This is a genomic window from Polaribacter sp., from assembly GCF_965656025.1.
GTDB lineage: Bacteria > Bacteroidota > Bacteroidia > Flavobacteriales > Flavobacteriaceae > Polaribacter.
Window position 1 is genome coordinate 1,495 of sequence record NZ_CBFHJT010000003.1, and the last position, 17,130, is coordinate 18,624.

A 17,130-nucleotide genomic window follows, 5' to 3' on the forward strand; every position below is an offset into this window, starting at 1 on the left:
GTAGACGATAAATTAAAAGCGGTACTAAAAACCTTAAGTACCTGTATTCATATGAATGCAGAACCCACAGATGCAGACGTTGTACATTGCCACACTTGGTACGCACAATTTGCAGGTATTATTGCAAAACTTTGCTATGGTATTCCTCTTGTAATAACAACGCATTCTTTAGAACCCTTAAGACCTTGGAAAAGAGAACAATTAGGACGTGGTTACGATGCTTCTTCTTGGGTAGAAAAAACAGCTATAGAAATGGCAGATGCTATTATTGCTGTTTCTAAAGAAACTAAAGTAGATGTTTTAAAACATTTTAATGTTGATGAAAATAAGGTAAAGGTTATCTATAATGGAATTAACCTAAAAGAATATGTTGTTACAAATGAAACATCTACTTTAGAAGCATACAACATCGATAAAAATAAACCTTATGTGCTTTTTGTAGGAAGAATAACCAGACAAAAAGGGATTATTCATTTAGTAAATGCCATAAAATATATAGATCCAGACACACAAATTGTACTTTGTGCTGGTGCTCCTGACACCAAAGAAATTGGTAAAGAAATGGAAGATGCTGTTAACGAAGTTAAAAAAACTCGTAAAAATGTTATCTGGATAGATAAAATGCTAAGTAAAAAGGAAGTTATTCAATTATACTCTCATGCAGATGTATTTTGTTGCCCTTCCATTTATGAACCATTTGGCATTATAAATATTGAAGCAATGGCTTGTGACACTGCAGTTGTAGCCAGTGCTGTAGGAGGTATTAAAGAAGTAGTTGTACATGAAGAAACAGGATTATTAATTCCTGTAGAGCAGCAAGACTCCGCACCGTTTGAGCCTGTAAATCCAGATAAATTTGCTAGAGATTTAGCAGCTGGAGTAAATAAAGTTATTAATAATACTGAATTAAAAAACTCAATGGCTAAAAAAGGGCGTAAAAGAGTAGAAGAATATTTTGACTGGATTTCAATAGCAAAACAAGTGGAAGCATTATATAAATCAATAAAAAACTAAGCAATGATAAACGATAAAGTACTAGGAATTATTTTAGGTGGTGGCCAAGGGTCTAGATTATATCCACTTACAAAAGACAGGTCTAAACCTGCTGTACCTATTGCTGGTAAATATAGATTGGTAGATATTCCTATTTCTAATTGTATCAATTCAGATATTAAAAGAATGTATGTTTTAACGCAGTTTAATTCAGCTTCTTTAAATGCCCACATAAAAAATACGTATCACTTTAGTTTTTTTAGTTCTGCGTTTGTAGACGTACTGGCCGCAGAACAAACCATTCATAGTGACAAGTGGTTTCAAGGAACAGCAGATGCTGTAAGACAAAGCATGCATCACTTTCTACAAAACGATTTTGAATATGCATTAATTCTTTCTGGAGACCAATTGTATCAAATGGATTTTAATGATATGATCGATAAACATGAAAAAAGTGGCGCAGAAATTTCTATTGCAACATACCCTGTTACTGCAAAAGATGCTACTTCTTTTGGTTTGTTAAAAACGAATGATGATAATATAATTACTTCATTTATAGAAAAACCTGGTGAAGAATTATTACCAAACTGGACTTCTGATGTTGGTGCTGATATGAAAGCACAAGGTAGAGACTATTTAGCCTCTATGGGAATCTATATTTTTAATAGAGATTTATTAAAAAAATTGATGGACAATCCAGACACCAATGATTTTGGTAAAGAAATAATACCACAAGCTATAGAAAATCATAAAACATTAAGTTACCAGTACGAGGGTTATTGGGAAGATATTGGAAACATAGATTCATTTTTTGAAGCAAACATCGGCTTAACAGATGATGTACCACAATTTGATTTATATAATGAAAAAGGAGTGTACACAAGAGCACGTATTTTGCCAACATCAAAAATATCTGGTTCTATTTTAAACAAAGCCGTTATTGGTGATGGCTGTATAATTCAAGCAGAAAAAATAGAACGTTCTGTTATTGGAATTCGATCTAGAATTGGAAAAAACTCATTAATATCTAATACTTATATGATGGGTAATGATTATTATGAAACACTTGAAGAAGTAGCCAATAACAACATCGAAATTATGATGGGAATTGGTGATAGATGCTACATACACAATTGTATTGTAGATAAAAACTGTAGAATTGGTGATGATGTTAGAATAAATGGAGGACCACATATTGAAAATGTAGAAACTGATACATATATGGTTAAAGACGGTATTGTTGTGATTAAAAAAGATGCAACTATTGCCAAAGGAACCATTATAGGATAGTCTAAATCTTATTTTTAAAGAATTATATTGATGCAAAATCAGAGTAGAATTATTATAGAAAATGTTACTCCACAGATTAATTGTGGTAGTTTATTTATAAAAAGAGTTGTAAACGAAATTGTAAACGTATCTGCAGATGTTTTAGTAGATGGTCATGATGTAATACAAGCTAGCCTACTTTTTAAACACGAGAAAGAAAAAAAGTGGAGCGAAATCAGAATGTCTGCTACTTCCAATGACGAATATACAGCACCTTTTAAAACTGCAAAACAAGGCTTTTATTCTTATAAATTGCAAGGTTGGGTAGATTATGCATTAAACTGGCAACATGGTATAATTAAGAAAATAGAAGATAACCAACATGTAAAATCTGAACTTTTAGAAGGTGCTGAGTTACTAAAACCACTTTTAAAAAATATAGATAAAAATACTGTTGCTTATTTAAAACATTTAATAACTATTTTTGAGGATACGAATAGTTATGATGAAGCTATAAAAGAAGCTGTAAGCAAACAATTACAAATTATTTTTATAAAAAATCCTACAAAATTCTTAAAAAACGAAACTCAAGAATTTAAGGTATACGTAGATAGAAAAAAGGCGCAATTTAGTACTTGGTACGAATTTTTCCCACGTTCTGCATCTCAAGAAGAAAACAAACATGGTACTTTTAAAGACTGCCATAAACTTTTACCTAGAATTGCAGATATGGGTTTTGATACCTTATACTTCCCTCCTATTCATCCAATTGGTGAAGTTAATAGAAAAGGAAAAAACAATACCACAGATGCAAAAAATGATGATGTAGGTTCTGCTTGGGGAATTGGTTCTAAACACGGAGGCCATAAAGATATTCATCCAGAACTAGGAAATGTAGAAGATTTTAAAGCATTGATAGCTGATGCTAAAAACCAAGGTATAGAAATTGCGATGGATTATGCCTTACAAGCAGCTCCAGATCATCCTTGGGTAAAAGAACATCCAGAGTGGTTTAAATGGAGACCAGATGGAACGGTGCAATATGCAGAAAATCCACCAAAAAAATACCAAGACATTCTTCCAATTTATTGGGAAAATGACAACTATAAAAATTTGTGGAAAGAATGTTTAAACATTCTTTTGTATTGGATAGATTGTGGTATTACAATTTTCAGAGTAGACAATCCACATACTAAACCTTACTATTTTTGGAATTGGGTAATTGCAGAAGTAAAGAAAAAACATCCAGATGTTTTGTTTTTAGCAGAAGCGTTTACTCGCCCAAAAATAATGCAACAATTGGCAAAACAAGGGTTTACACAATCTTACACCTATTTTACATGGCGAGACTCTAAACACGAACTTACAGAATACGTTAATGAATTGACGCAAACAGACCAAAAAGAATACATGCGTCCTAACTTTTGGCCAAATACACCAGATATTAATCCTTATCATTTACAAGGTGCAAACGAATCTAAATATTTACAACGTTACGTTTTAGCAGCTACTTTAAGCTCTAATATTGGTATTTACGGACCTGTTTTTGAACAAATGATTAATGAAGCTGTTCCAGGAAAAGAAGAGTATCACATGTCAGAAAAATTTCAGATATGTAATTATAACTGGGAATTAGAAAACAAAATCACAGTACTCATTAGATCAATTAACAACATTCGAAAAGAGAACGAATCTTATCAACAAACAAATAATATAAAATTCTGTTTTATAGAAAATGATAATTTAATTGCTTTTTATAAGTGGAATGATGACAAAACCAACGAAACATTAACAGTTGTTAGTTTAGATCCTTATTATAAACAAACAGGTACCATACAATTGCCTTTAGCAGAATTAGGTATACATAATGGGTATACTATTCAAGTACAAGATTTGGTAACTAACAATAGTTATAATTGGGAAAATGAATGGAATTATATAGAACTGCATCCTACATTACCTTTTCATATTTTTAAAATCAACAAATAATTCTAAATGATGGAAAACGCAAAATTAAAATCTACAGAAACTCCTTTTTCTTCAAATAAAACATGGGAAGAATTAGTTGAATGTAAAGATTTTATGGCTGTTTTTTTATCTGAAGTTTTAGAAAAATATATTCAAAAACAACGTTGGTATGGTGGTAAGTCTAGCAATTTAAAATATATTGAATTAAGTGAGTATTTTAGGATTCAACAAGGAGGTGAAGTTTACTTTGGGTTAATTTTAGAAGTAAATTTTAAAGAAGCTTTTTATCATCATTACTTTTTGCCCATATCTTTTGTATCTGATGCAAATTTTGCGAAAGAAAATAGAATTTTACCCATAAAATTAAAAGATCAAGAAGGATATATTATAGATGCTATGTATCTTGAATCTTTTAGAAAAGTAGTTTACAAAAGAATTAGCAACGCACTTCCAATAGATAAAACACCTGTACAATACCATAAATCAGAAACATTTGATTTTCCAAAATATGAATCATCAAATTTCTTAGGTGCAGAACAAAGTAATACTTCTATCATTTACAATAATCAATTTATTTTAAAATTCTTTAGACGCATTTATGCAGATAAAAACCCTGATTATGAAATGAGTTATTTTTTATCTCATAAAAAAGAGTTTACATATACCCCAAAATACTTAGGTTCTATAAATATTGTAGATTCAGAAAAGACCAATATAACAATTGGTTTAATGCAAGAATTAGTACCCAATAAAGGAGATGCTTGGGAATACTTTTTAAAAGAAATTCATAAAATATATGTATCTATAGATACCAAGCAAGTTGCTCTTAAAAACTTACCTGAAATTGAGTTGTTTCAAAGAAAATCAATTACTCAGTTACCTCCACAAATTGTAGACTGGGTAGGTTTAAATTTACTAACCAAAGTACAGTTATTGGCTAAAAGAACTGCAGAAATGCATATTGCCTTAGGCTCTGAGTTTGCAGACACTTCCTTTACTCCTACTCGTTTTAATGGCGATTATACTGTATGGTTAAAAAACAGATTAACTTATCAATTTCAAAATAGATTAAACTTAATTGAAAACAATCTCGATAAACTAGATGAGCATTCTTTAAAATTAGCAAAAGATTTTTTAGAAAATAAAAATCTGATACGAAAAAGATTAGTAAATTTTGACTGGACAAAATTAAAAGGAGAACGCATCAGAATTCATGGTGACTATCATTTAGGACAAATTTTGGTACAAGATGATGATTTTTGCATTTTAGATTTCGAAGGAGAACCAGAAAGTACCATTAGAGATCGTAAGGTAAAACAACCTCCACTTAAAGACGTTGCTGGTTTATTTAGATCTTTCCATTATGCAATCTACTCAACCATTTTTAACAATCAAGAAGCATATTCTAAAGACAAAGAAGAACTTTTTGAATTTGGAGAATTGTTATACAAATATTTTATCTCTGTGTTTTTAGAAACATACAGAGCAGTTACACAAGAAGCCAATTTATCTATTGGTTACACAAACGAAAGAGTATATTTATTAAAATATTGTTTATTAGAAAAAGCAATTTATGAATTAGGTTACGAACTTAACTCTAGACCAAAATGGACAATTATTCCATTAAAAGGTATCGCAAACATTATCAATCATTAAAATATGGCAAATACAATAGCTTACAGTCTTTTTACAGACTTTGATATTAATTTATTTAAAGCAGGAAAACATTACAAACTTTACGAAAAATTTGGTTCGCACATTACTACAGTAGATGGTGTAAAAGGAACCTATTTTGCAGTTTGGGCACCAAGCGCAAAATCAGTGGCTGTAATTGGCGATTTTAATTTTTGGATAGAGGGAGAACATCACTTAAATGTAAGATGGGATGGTAGTGGAATTTGGGAAGGCTTTATACCGAATGTTGGTATAGGTAGTATTTACAAATACAAAATACAAAGCAGCCATAATTATGTAAAGACAGAAAAAGCAGATCCGTTTGCAAAAAAATGCGAACATCCACCAAAAACAGCTTCTGTTGTTTGGGAAGATGATTACAGTTGGAAAGACAAAAAATGGATGACCAATCGTAAACAAAATAATGCTTTAGATGCACCCTATTCTGTGTACGAAGTTCATTTAGGGTCTTGGAAACAAAAAAATGGAAACGAATTTTTAACCTATGAAGAGTTTGCAGAAGATTTGGTAAATTATGTAGCTGATATGAATTTTACGCATGTAGAGTTTATGCCAGTTATGGAGTATCCTTATGATCCGAGTTGGGGATATCAATTAACGGGTTATTTTGCACCCACCTCTCGTTTTGGGAATCCAGATGGTTTTAAACATTTGGTAGACGCGTTTCATAAAAAAGGAATTGGTGTTATTTTAGATTGGGTACCTTCACATTTTCCTTCAGATGATCATGGTTTGGGCTTTTTTGATGGCTCTCATCTATACGAACATCCAGATAGAAGAAAAGGATATCACCCAGATTGGAAAAGTCTTATTTTTAATTATGGTAGAAACGAAGTAAAGTCTTTTTTAATTAGTAATGCTATTTATTGGCTAGACCAATATCACGCAGATGGTTTAAGAGTAGATGCAGTAGCTTCTATGTTATTTTTAGATTATTCTAGAGAAGATGGCGAATGGGAGCCAAATGAGTTTGGAGGGAGAGAAAATTTAGATGCCATTGCTTTTATGAAGGAAATGAATACTGCTGTCTATGAAAATTTTCCTGATGTACAAACCATAGCAGAAGAATCTACCTCATTTCCCATGGTTTCTAGACCAATTTATTTAGGTGGTTTAGGTTTTGGTATGAAATGGATGATGGGTTGGATGCATGATACTTTAGAATATTTTGCCAAAGAACCTATTTACAGAAAACACCATCAAAACGATTTAACCTTTAGTTTAAATTACGCCTTCACAGAAAACTTTATGCTACCTCTTTCTCATGATGAAGTAGTTTATGGTAAAAAAGCAATTGTAGATAAAATGCCTGGTGATGAATGGCAGAAATTTGCAAATTTACGTTTGTTGTATAGTTTTATGTACACACACCCAGGTACAAAATTAATTTTTCAAGGTGGCGAATTTGGGCAAACCAAAGAATGGAATTTCCAGCAAAGTTTAGATTGGCATTTGTTGGATTATAAAGTACATGAAGGTGCTCAAAAATGTGTAAAAGAATTAAATAAGTTGTATAAGAAAGAAAAAGCATTTCATCAAAAACAGTTTACAGCAGAAGGGTTTGAGTGGATAGATCATGGAGACCATGAAAACTCAGTTTTATCTTACATAAGAAAAGGAGAAAACGAAAAAGACAATATCATTGTAATTTGCAACTTAACACCAATACCTAGAGAAAATTATAGAATTGGCGTACCAAAAGAAGGCTCTTTAAAAGAAATATTTAATAGTGATGCTAAAAAGTTTTTTGGTAGTGGAAATTACAAAAACACCAAAATAAAAGTAGATAACACAACTTGGAATAACAAAGAGAATTCAACAGAATTAAATTTACCACCTTTAGCTATGATTGCTTTAAAATATCAATAGCATTTAAATTAAAATAACACACTATAAATTACTGTTACAATGGTAATTTATAGTGTGTTATTTTTATAACTTTTAAAAAAACCATCATTTTTTTTAAGAGATTCTAAATAATGCTTTTACCAATGATATATTCTTTTTTTTTAAATTACTTTAGTATCATATTACAAAAAAATTACACTAAAACGTTATCGTAAAAAATAATAATTATAGTTAATTCTATTACAAACTTTTACGATTTTTACCACACAAAAAACAAGCAAAATTTATGATTGTTAATACAGAATTAGAACAAAAAGGAAACCTGTTTCCTTCAGAAATAATAAATTACCATAAAGATGTAGATAAACTTTATTTTACTACAAAAAACAATGTTGTTTTACAAGTTACTGTAGTTAGAGACAGTGTAATTCGCTTTAGATACGCCACCACTGGTAAGTTTGAAAAAGACTTTTCTTACGGAGTTACCATTCATGCAAGTAGAGGTTACAACAAACTTAAAGTAACAGAAAACGAAACTCATTATATAATTACCACTTCTAAATTGGTTTGTTTGGTAGAAAAACTAAGCTTACAAGTAAGTTTGTATGATGCAATTGATAACAAATTAATAAATGAAGATGAAATAGGTTTTCATTGGGAAGAAAGTTATGAGTTTGGTGGTGATATCGTAAAAATGAGTAAAGCTTGTCAAAAAGCAGAAAGTTTTTATGGTTTAGGTGATAAACCTGTAGATATAAACCTAAAAGGAAAACGTTTCGAAAACTGGGCAACAGACTCTTATGCTTTTGGAAAAAATACAGATCCAATTTACAAGGCTATCCCATTTTATACTGCTATACAAGACAACAAAGCTTACGGTATTTTCTTTGACAATACATTTAAAACACATTTCGATTTTGCACAAGAAAGAAGAAATGTAACCAGTTTTTGGGCACAAGGTGGAGAAATGAATTACTATTTTATTTACGGCCCACAAATGGAAGATGTAGTTGCAAACTATACAGATTTAACGGGTAAACCACATGCATTGCCACCATTATGGGCGTTAGGATTTCACCAGTGTAAATGGTCTTATTACCCAGAAGCGAATGTAAAAGAAGTAACTAACACTTTTAGAGATTTAAAAATTCCTTGTGATGCCATTTATTTAGACATCGATTATATGGATGGTTTTAGATGTTTTACTTGGGATAAAAAATATTTTCCAGACCCAAAAAGAATGGTCAAGGAACTAGAAGATGATGGTTTTAAAACCGTTGTAATTATAGACCCAGGTATTAAAATCGATCTAGATTACGATGTTTTTAAGGAAGGTTTAGATAAAGATTATTTTTGTAAACGTGCAGACGGACCTTATATGAAAGGTAAAGTATGGCCAGGAGAATGTTATTTTCCAGATTATACAAAACCAGAAGTTAGAGAATGGTGGTCTGGTTTGTTTAAAGAATTAATAGAAGATATTGGCGTAAAAGGAGTTTGGAATGATATGAACGAACCTGCTGTAATGGATGTTCCTAACAAATCTTTTCCAGATGATGTACGTCATGATTTTGACGGAAACCCTTGTTCTCATAGAAAAGCACATAATATTTATGGTACACAAATGGCACGTGCAACCTACCATGGTTTAAAAAAATATGCCTATCCAAAAAGACCATTTGTAATTACAAGATCAGCTTATTCTGGCGCCCAAAGATATACTTCTACTTGGATGGGAGATAACGTAGCAACCTGGGAACATTTAGCCATTGCTAACAACCAAGCACAAAGAATGGCCATGTCTGGTTTTTCTTTTGCAGGAAGTGATATTGGTGGTTTTGCAGAACAACCTCAAGGAGAGTTATTTGCAAGATGGATACAACTAGGTGTTTTTCATGTCTTTTGTAGAGTTCATTCTTCTGGAGATCATGGAGATCAAGAACCTTGGGTTTTTGGAGATGAAATAACTGATATTGTTAGAAAATTTGTGGAGTTAAGGTATCAACTTTTACCTTATTTATATACCGCTTTTTGGAATCATATAAATAACGGAACTCCAATTTTAAAATCTCTGGTATTGTTTGATCAAGAAGATCAACAAACACACTATAGAAGTGATGAGTTTGTTTATGGAGAACAAATTTTAGTTTGCCCAATCCAAGTGCCTAATGCTAAAGGTAGAAGAATGTACATACCTAGAGGGAAATGGTATAATTTCTGGACTCAGGAATTAGTAGAAGGTGGAAAAGAAATGTGGGTAGATGCAGACATAGATAGTATGCCTATTTTTATAAAAGAAGGAGCTGTAATACCAAAATACCCAGTTCAACAATATGTTGGAGAAAAGAAGTTTGACGAAATTACTTTAGATGTGTATTACAAAAAAGGTAAAGAAGTTTCTAAATTATATGATGATGCTCACGATGGTTATGATTATAAAAAAGGAAGGTTTAGTTTGCGAACTTTTAAAGTAACTGGTAAAAAAGACGAGTTTATATTACAACAACATAAACGTGGAGAGTTTGATGCTGAATACAAAAATTTTAACATCGTATTTCATAATTTACCTTTTGTTGTTAAATCTTTACAAATAGACAATGTAGAAGTTCCTTTAGAAAAAGGCTTTGCAAAAACACAATCTATTTCTATAAATAAAGAGTTTACAGAACTACATTTATTTGCAGAATAACATTACAAATATTTCATAAAAAAAGCGACTATATTTTTTACAAATATTGTCGCTTTTTTATTTCAATTTTTTGTCAATCAACCAATCTTTTTCATAGGTAACTTTTCTTTTTCTTTTTTCATTTCTTTCTCTTTTTCGAAGCTATTATTAGCCATTGCTACTAAAGCAATCTGTAATAGTAAAATACCTATTTTTGCTTTTTTACTTTTTGTGAATAAAGATGTTAATCCTATTAACTTTGTGGCTATCATTGTTGGTTTTCTTTTTCATTGTAAAATTACAGCAATACTATACTTAGAGTTAATTCATTTGCAATAAAAAATAACTCATTTAACAAATCTGTTTTTAAAAATTTATGAAAATATAGTAAATTTGGCATATCATTTGAATTAAAAAAATTTATGAAAAAACATATAACTCTATTACTATTAATCTTTACCATATCAGTAAGTAAAGCTCAAAATAAAATAAATTGGCTTTCTTTTGAAGAAGGTATAAAGCTTCTTAAAGAAAACCCAAAGCCTTTATTAATAGATGTGTACACAGATTGGTGTGGATATTGTAAAAAAATGGATATTGAAACCTATTCTAACCAAACAATTATTAAAGCAATCAATGATAATTTTTACGCTATCAAATTAAATGGTGAAGAAAAAAAAGACATCACTTTTAAAGACTATACCTTTAAGTTCAAGGCACAGGGTAGACGTGGTTTTCATGAACTACCTGCAGCTTTAATGAATGGTAAACTATCTTACCCAACTACCATATTTTTAACCGAAAGCGCAGAAGTTTTACAAAGCATACCTGGTTATTTAGATAAAAAGGTATTCGAAAAAATTGTAGCCTATTTTTCGTCTGAAAACTATAAAAACACAAAATGGGAAGAATTTGATAAAAATTTTAAAAGCAACTTGTAAATAGTTATTTTAAAATAAAAGCTCCTTTTTGTCCCGTGTAATGGAATTTAATATTGTGTTCAGATGAAGTTTTCTCCCATCTTGTTACGTAGCTTTTATAATTAGAACCATCTGCAACAATGGTTATCGGTTGTAATTTTGTGATTAATCTTTCTAAATTTATTTTCGGAGAATACTGCAAAACAACAATTGGTTTTACAATATTCTTTATATCATAAACACCCAAACTATCTACTAATAAAATCGGTTGCTTTTTGTAAACTATAAAGTTTTTAAAATCAACTTTACTTACATTTTGAATTTGTTCGTGCATTACATAAGGTTTAATTGCTGTAATTTCTGCTATTTTAATACTATCTATATTTTGCTGAAGGTCTATTTTAGCACCTGCCCTATTACCAATAACACCGAATCTACTTTTATGAAAAACAATAAATTCTGTTTTATCACTAAAATGTTTCTTTTCGAAAATAAAAACACTTTGCACTAAAATTACAGTAATCAAAAAATACAATATTCTTTTGGGAGTCATCTTCATAAAAAATGAAACCAAAGAAAAAAGCAACAAGTAAAAAGACAACATTAATAAAAAAGAAATAGAAATATCTTTAAGTAAAAATTCCTCTTGATGAGAAATCCAGCTTACAAAATTATTCATTAAACCAATTATATTACTATAAATTGTAGCAATAAATGGTGGTAACACATTTAGTAAAGCCAATAAAATAACAAGAATACCACCAATTAAAATAGCCCCTAAAAAAGGAATAATTAATAAGTTTGATAAGACAAATAAACCTGGAAACTGATTAAAATAATAAATACTTAAGGGTAATATACCCACTTGAGCTGCTATAGAAACTGTAAATAACTGCCAAATTTTATCGTCTAAAATAAAACGCGGTTTGTATATACCATACAATTTTGGTTGTACCCAAATAATACCAAAAACTGCCAAATAACTTAACTGAAAACCAACATCAAATAAAAACATAGGCTTTACAATTAGTAAAAAAAATAGAGAACTTATTAGAGAAAATGCTACTACGTTTCTTCTTTTAAATAACTGCCCCACTACTAAAAAAGTAAACATGGTTACTGCTCTAACTACAGATGCAGAAAGACCTGCAATAAATGCAAACATCCATAATAACAAAACTATAAGCATAGCTTTTATATAGGTGCCCTTTTTAAAATTTTCTATGGGTTTTAATAAAAATGATAAAATCAACAGTAAAATACCCACATGCAAACCAGAAACTGCCAAAATATGTATGGCACCCGCATTTGCATAATCTGTCAATAACGCTTTAGAAATATCTTGTCTTTGCCCTAATAATAATGCGCTTATTACAGCAAACTCATCTTCTTTAAAATCATATTTTAACAATGCATCTTGTATGGTTTCTCTAAATTTCTCTGCGAAACCAACTAATGTTGCATTGTTTTTATCTAACAAAAGAATTTGACTATTGTTGGTAAAAACCTGATACTTTATATCTTGTTTTGCCAAATAAGATTTATAGTTAAATTGAAGAGGATTTAAAGGTGGAATTAATTCTTTAAAAATGGGATTTATTAAAAACGCATCATCTATATGAAGTCTTTCTTGTAAAGAATCTTTTTCTACATTTAAAAGAACTTCTCCCCTGGTTTTTAAATTACCAACTTGCTGGACCTCTGCAACATATTTTTGATAGTAAAAACCAGGTTTTAAAACTTTTTTAATTTTTAAAACTACATAGTTATTTTTAGTTAGGTGTTTGTTAAAGTAAGTTTTATAATTTGAGGCTGTATTAAAATATACTGAAACAGTGCCAAGAAAGAAAAATAGCACAAAACCACAAATGGTAAATATTTTTCTATTTTTCAGAAAGATAAAAAAAGTAGTTAACAATAAGATAAACAGCAGTGTAAAACCAAAACCTAAACCCCAAAATTGATATTGAAATTGGAGTAAAATCCCCAAAATGAAGCACAACAAAAGCTGCAAAGGAATGTATTGTAGTAAGGTTTTCATAGCAACCGAAAGTTACTAAAAAAAATTTATAATACTCTTTTGGCTTTTACAAAGGCTTTTTTCCAATATTTATCCGATAGTGAAGAAACAATAACACCTCTAGAAGTTGTTGAGTGAATAAACTTTAAAACACCTTTTTTTACTGAAATCACCAACCCAACATGATTGATTCCCTTTCTTTTTTTACTCGTTTCAAAAAATAGTAAATCGCCTTTTCTAGCTCTTTTTAATGGGATTTTAAATCCTTTTTTGGCCATGTTTCTAGAAACTCTTGGTAACAAAATTTTTTCTTGTAAAAAAGAAGTGTACACAATACCAGAGCAATCCATTCCTTTTTTGGTGGTACCTCCATATTTATATTTTACACCTTTATATTGCAATGCGTTTGCAACAATTTTATCTGCTGTACTACCTTGCGTTTTGCTTTTACGAACACTTTTATTAGTCCCACAAGAAACAAAAAAAAGTAAAAATAAAAGTGATAAAAAACCCCAAAATCTCATATTTGATAACTTATTTTAAAGCGTTAACTATCTGCACAGCTGCATTTTTAGAAGCTCCTTTTCCACCTAATTTTTGTTCAAGTTCAAAATATTCTAAAAATAGTTTTTCTCTGTTTTCTGTTTTTAAAATTTTAGATAATTCAATCTTTAAATTTTTCCTATTAAAATCATTCTGTATTAATTCTTTAACCACTTCTTTATCCATAATTAAGTTTACCAATGAGATAAATTTTAAAGTTATAATTCTTTTGGCAATTTGGTAAGAAATATACCCACCTTTATAACACACAACTTGTGGCACTTTAAACAATGCTGTTTCTAAAGTTGCAGTTCCAGAAGCAACTAACGCTGCATAAGAAACACTTAACAAATCGTAAGTTTTATTATTTATAAACGCTATTTCTTTGGAACCGATAATGTTTTTGTAAAAAGAAAAATCTTGACTTGGAGCACCAGCAATTACAAATTGATAATCAGAAAAGTCATCAACCAAAGAAACCATAACAGAAAGCATTTTAGTAATTTCTTGTTTTCTACTTCCAGGTAAAAGCGCAATAATTGGTTTATCACTTAAATTATGTTCTTTTCTAAAATCGGATATAAGAATTTGTTTTCTATCTGCAATGGCATCTATTAATGGATGCCCCACAAAAGAAACCTCATAATTGTATTTCTTATAAAAATCTTTTTCGAAAGGTAATATTACAAATAGCTGATCTATGTCTCTTTTAATATCAGTAACTCTGTTTGCTCTACTTGCCCAAACTTGTGGAGAAATGTAATAATTTGTTTTAAATCCTTCTTCTTTTGCCCATTTTGCAATACGCAAATTAAAACCAGAATTGTCTATAAAAATAATTACATCTGGGTTGAATTTTAAAATATCTTTTTTACAAAATTTTATAAAACCTAAAATTTTAAAGAGATTTTTAATTACCTCGAAAAAACCCATAAATGCTCTTTCTTTATAGTGGCTTACCAAAGTACCTCCTACTGCTTGCATTAAATCTCCTCCCCAAAAATGTATACTTGCCTTTTTGTCTTGTTTATAAAGTTCTTTCATCAAATTAGAACCATGCAAATCTCCAGAAGCTTCACCAGCAATAATGTAATATTTCATTTTAAAAAAACTTTAAAATTAAGGTTATAAATGCAATCATTATGGTTGCTAAAAGCACTCCTTTTGCTCTTGCATCTTGTTTCTTTTTGATGTAAACAAAAAACACCAACAAATTGGGTATGGCTGCTAATGATAAAACTTTACCATACAACTTTCCTTCTTCTATCATCTTTAGAGTGTCTTGAAAACTATATTTAGAAAAATATTCTAAATACAAGAAAACACCTCCAAAAGTGGCAAAAATGGCTACTAAAAAACCTATTAAAATATCTTTTTTTATAATTCCCAAGAATTTAGTTTTTGTATCATGTGATGTGCTGTCATATCAAACTGAACTGGTACTACAGAAACATAGCCATTTTCTAAGGCATACACATCTGTATCCTGTCCTTTATCTTTACTTATAAATTCTCCAGAAAGCCAATAATATTCTTTTCCAAATGGACTTTTACGTTTGTCAAAATCTTCTTTCCAATAGCCATTTGCTTGTCTACAAACTTTTACTCCTTTAATTTCTTCTTTCTTTAAATTAGGAATATTTACATTTAAAACCACTCCTTCTGGTATGCCATTTAACAACGCATTTAAAGTAATATTTTTCACATATTCTTCTGATGGTTTAAAATCTGCATGCCATTTAAAATCTAATAGTGAAAAACCGATAGCGGGTATCCCTTCTATACCAGCTTCTATAGCTGCACTCATGGTACCAGAATAAATAACATTGATAGAGGAATTTGCACCATGGTTAATTCCAGATACACATAAATCTGGCCTTCTATTTAAAATTTCGCTAACCGCCATTTTAACACAATCTGCAGGTGTACCAGAACATGTATATTCTAACTGTGGACCTTCATCTATCGTTATCGGATTACAAGTCAACACATTGTCTACGGTTATAGCATGCCCCATTCCACTTTGTGGACTGTCTGGAGCCACCACAACAACATCGCCAATTTTATTCATAATTTTTATTAAAGCTCGTATTCCAGGAGCTGTAATTCCATCATCATTGGTTACTAAAATTAATGGTTTTTCTTGCATAAAATGAGATTTAAAAGTTGCCGAATTAAAAAAGCTTGTGAAAATTTCTAATACACAAAAGTAAATTATTTAATTCATTTTCTTTTTAACAATTTGTAAAGAATAAACTTGTTCATTTTTATGTATTATTGTTAAAACAAACATTTTTACAATCATAATAAAAATATAAAAAATAATTGATTCTTTATTTTTAAATATTTTGGCATTATTTTAGTAACGCTAAATATGAAAATAATCTAAATCTCATAATATTTACATCACATATATGAAAACATTACAAAAAAACAGCATACTAATTTTAGCTTTTTTACTACTTTTTAACAATATAAGTTTACAAGCAGAATCTACTGTAAAATCAGATCCTGAAAAAGATAAAATTTTAATTTATGTTTTAAAAAACATCTTAACAAGAGGCCATTTTGTTGTAAAAGATATGAATGATGACTTCTCTGAAAAAGTATTTAAAAATTTTATAGATGGTTTAGACCCTAGTAAACGATACTTTACACAAGATGATTTAAAAGAGTTCTCTAGATATAAATATGAGATAGACAATCAACTATTAAAAGATGATGTTTCTTTTTATAACTTAGTGTATGATCGTTTTTTAGAAAAAACGAAAAACGCTAAATCATATTATGGCGAAATTTTAGAACAACCTTTTAATTTTAATAAGAAAGAAACTATTGATATCGATTATGAGGAAGCTCCTTTTGCTAAAAACGAAAACGAATTAATTGATTATTGGCGTAAACAATTAAAATTAAACACTTTAAGTAGAATTCAAAGTGAATTAGACAAACAGGAAGAAAAATTAAAAAAAGATAAAAAATACAAAAAGAAATCTTTTAAAACACTAGAAAAAGAAGCTAGAAAAGAGGTGTTAAAAAACATGAACGAATTGTATTTAAGAATAGAAGAATTAGAACACGAAGATTGGTTTTCTGTTTTTTTAAATAGTGTTGTGGGTGCTTTTGATCCTCATACAACATACATGGCACCAAGAATTAAAGAACGTTTTGACCAAGATATGTCTGGTAAACTAGAAGGTATTGGGG

At 29.8% G+C, this 17,130-nt stretch carries 13 protein-coding genes and 1 pseudogene; 8 read left to right on the plus strand and 6 right to left on the minus strand.

The window, feature by feature from the left end; genetic code table 11:
* From glgA to ACTG3S_RS00845, 6 genes are all read left to right on the plus strand, one after another.
* Positions 1-1,014, plus strand: a 1,014-nt coding sequence (glgA, locus tag ACTG3S_RS00820) for a glycogen synthase (protein WP_439127479.1), incomplete at its 5' end; no start/stop codon positions are given.
* A 3-nt stretch (positions 1,015-1,017) separates the two neighbouring features.
* Positions 1,018-2,283 (plus strand): glucose-1-phosphate adenylyltransferase, encoded by a 1,266-nt coding sequence (locus ACTG3S_RS00825; RefSeq protein ID WP_439127480.1) that lies wholly within the window; start codon positions 1,018-1,020, stop codon positions 2,281-2,283.
* A 30-nt stretch (positions 2,284-2,313) separates the two neighbouring features.
* Entirely contained in the window at positions 2,314-4,251 is a 1,938-nt protein-coding gene (locus ACTG3S_RS00830; RefSeq protein WP_439127481.1) for an alpha-1,4-glucan--maltose-1-phosphate maltosyltransferase, read from the plus strand.
* A 6-nt stretch (positions 4,252-4,257) separates the two neighbouring features.
* Complete coding sequence (locus ACTG3S_RS00835) at positions 4,258-5,886, plus strand: trehalose synthase (RefSeq protein WP_439127482.1); 1,629 nt, start codon at positions 4,258-4,260, stop codon at positions 5,884-5,886.
* 3 nt (positions 5,887-5,889) lie between these two features.
* Complete coding sequence (glgB, locus tag ACTG3S_RS00840) at positions 5,890-7,794, plus strand: 1,4-alpha-glucan branching protein GlgB (RefSeq protein WP_439127483.1); 1,905 nt, start codon at positions 5,890-5,892, stop codon at positions 7,792-7,794.
* Positions 7,795-8,059: 265 nt separating this feature from the next.
* Entirely contained in the window at positions 8,060-10,462 is a 2,403-nt protein-coding gene (locus ACTG3S_RS00845) for a glycoside hydrolase family 31 protein (protein ID WP_439127484.1), read from the plus strand.
* A 77-nt stretch (positions 10,463-10,539) separates the two neighbouring features.
* On the opposite strand, the gene ACTG3S_RS00850 is transcribed toward ACTG3S_RS00845, so the two are convergent.
* A complete protein-coding gene (locus ACTG3S_RS00850) occupies positions 10,540-10,713 on the minus strand; it encodes a hypothetical protein (RefSeq protein ID WP_439127485.1) in 174 nt (57 codons plus the stop codon).
* 150 nt (positions 10,714-10,863) lie between these two features.
* On the opposite strand from ACTG3S_RS00850, the gene ACTG3S_RS00855 reads away from it, so the two are divergent.
* Positions 10,864-11,382: a thioredoxin family protein gene (locus ACTG3S_RS00855; RefSeq protein WP_439127486.1), complete on the plus strand. Its 519-nt coding sequence runs from the start codon at positions 10,864-10,866 to the stop codon at positions 11,380-11,382.
* 4 nt (positions 11,383-11,386) lie between these two features.
* Here ACTG3S_RS00855 and ACTG3S_RS00860 read toward each other — a convergent pair whose 3' ends face one another.
* The 5 genes from ACTG3S_RS00860 to surE are packed head-to-tail and all read right to left on the minus strand — an operon-like array spanning position 11,387 to position 16,072.
* Positions 11,387-13,402, minus strand: a complete 2,016-nt coding sequence (locus ACTG3S_RS00860; protein WP_439127487.1) for a ComEC/Rec2 family competence protein — start codon at positions 13,400-13,402, stop codon at positions 11,387-11,389.
* Between the two features lie 26 nt (positions 13,403-13,428).
* Entirely contained in the window at positions 13,429-13,905 is a 477-nt protein-coding gene (locus ACTG3S_RS00865; RefSeq protein ID WP_439127488.1) for a C40 family peptidase, read from the minus strand.
* A 10-nt stretch (positions 13,906-13,915) separates the two neighbouring features.
* Positions 13,916-15,025, minus strand: a complete 1,110-nt coding sequence (gene lpxB, locus ACTG3S_RS00870; RefSeq protein WP_439127489.1) for a lipid-A-disaccharide synthase — start codon at positions 15,023-15,025, stop codon at positions 13,916-13,918.
* A 1-nt stretch (position 15,026) separates the two neighbouring features.
* A complete protein-coding gene (locus ACTG3S_RS00875; RefSeq protein WP_439127490.1) occupies positions 15,027-15,314 on the minus strand; it encodes a hypothetical protein in 288 nt (95 codons plus the stop codon).
* Positions 15,302-16,072 carry a 5'/3'-nucleotidase SurE gene (gene surE, locus ACTG3S_RS00880; protein ID WP_439127491.1) on the minus strand — a complete coding sequence of 257 codons (771 nt, stop codon included), beginning with the start codon at positions 16,070-16,072 and terminating at the stop codon, positions 15,302-15,304. Before surE ends, ACTG3S_RS00875 begins: the two co-directional genes overlap by 13 nt.
* 265 nt (positions 16,073-16,337) lie before the next feature.
* Here surE and ACTG3S_RS00885 point away from each other — a divergent pair.
* A pseudogene (locus ACTG3S_RS00885) lies at positions 16,338-17,130 on the plus strand (tail-specific protease); the annotation flags it as partial.

What these genes read in the sequence shown, in the direction of transcription:
- ACTG3S_RS00825 (WP_439127480.1), top strand. Translation starts at nt 1,018, where the DNA reads ATGATAAACGATAAAGTACTAGGAATTATTTTAGGTGGTGGCCAAGGG.
- ACTG3S_RS00830 (WP_439127481.1), top strand. Translation starts at nt 2,314, where the DNA reads ATGCAAAATCAGAGTAGAATTATTATAGAAAATGTTACTCCACAGATT.
- ACTG3S_RS00835 (WP_439127482.1), top strand. Translation starts at nt 4,258, where the DNA reads ATGATGGAAAACGCAAAATTAAAATCTACAGAAACTCCTTTTTCTTCA.
- glgB (WP_439127483.1), top strand. Translation starts at nt 5,890, where the DNA reads ATGGCAAATACAATAGCTTACAGTCTTTTTACAGACTTTGATATTAAT.
- ACTG3S_RS00845 (WP_439127484.1), top strand. Translation starts at nt 8,060, where the DNA reads ATGATTGTTAATACAGAATTAGAACAAAAAGGAAACCTGTTTCCTTCA.
- ACTG3S_RS00850 (WP_439127485.1), bottom strand. Translation starts at nt 10,713, where the DNA reads ATGATAGCCACAAAGTTAATAGGATTAACATCTTTATTCACAAAAAGT.
- ACTG3S_RS00855 (WP_439127486.1), top strand. Translation starts at nt 10,864, where the DNA reads ATGAAAAAACATATAACTCTATTACTATTAATCTTTACCATATCAGTA.
- ACTG3S_RS00860 (WP_439127487.1), bottom strand. Translation starts at nt 13,402, where the DNA reads ATGAAAACCTTACTACAATACATTCCTTTGCAGCTTTTGTTGTGCTTC.
- ACTG3S_RS00865 (WP_439127488.1), bottom strand. Translation starts at nt 13,905, where the DNA reads ATGAGATTTTGGGGTTTTTTATCACTTTTATTTTTACTTTTTTTTGTT.
- lpxB (WP_439127489.1), bottom strand. Translation starts at nt 15,025, where the DNA reads ATGAAATATTACATTATTGCTGGTGAAGCTTCTGGAGATTTGCATGGT.
- surE (WP_439127491.1), bottom strand. Translation starts at nt 16,072, where the DNA reads ATGCAAGAAAAACCATTAATTTTAGTAACCAATGATGATGGAATTACA.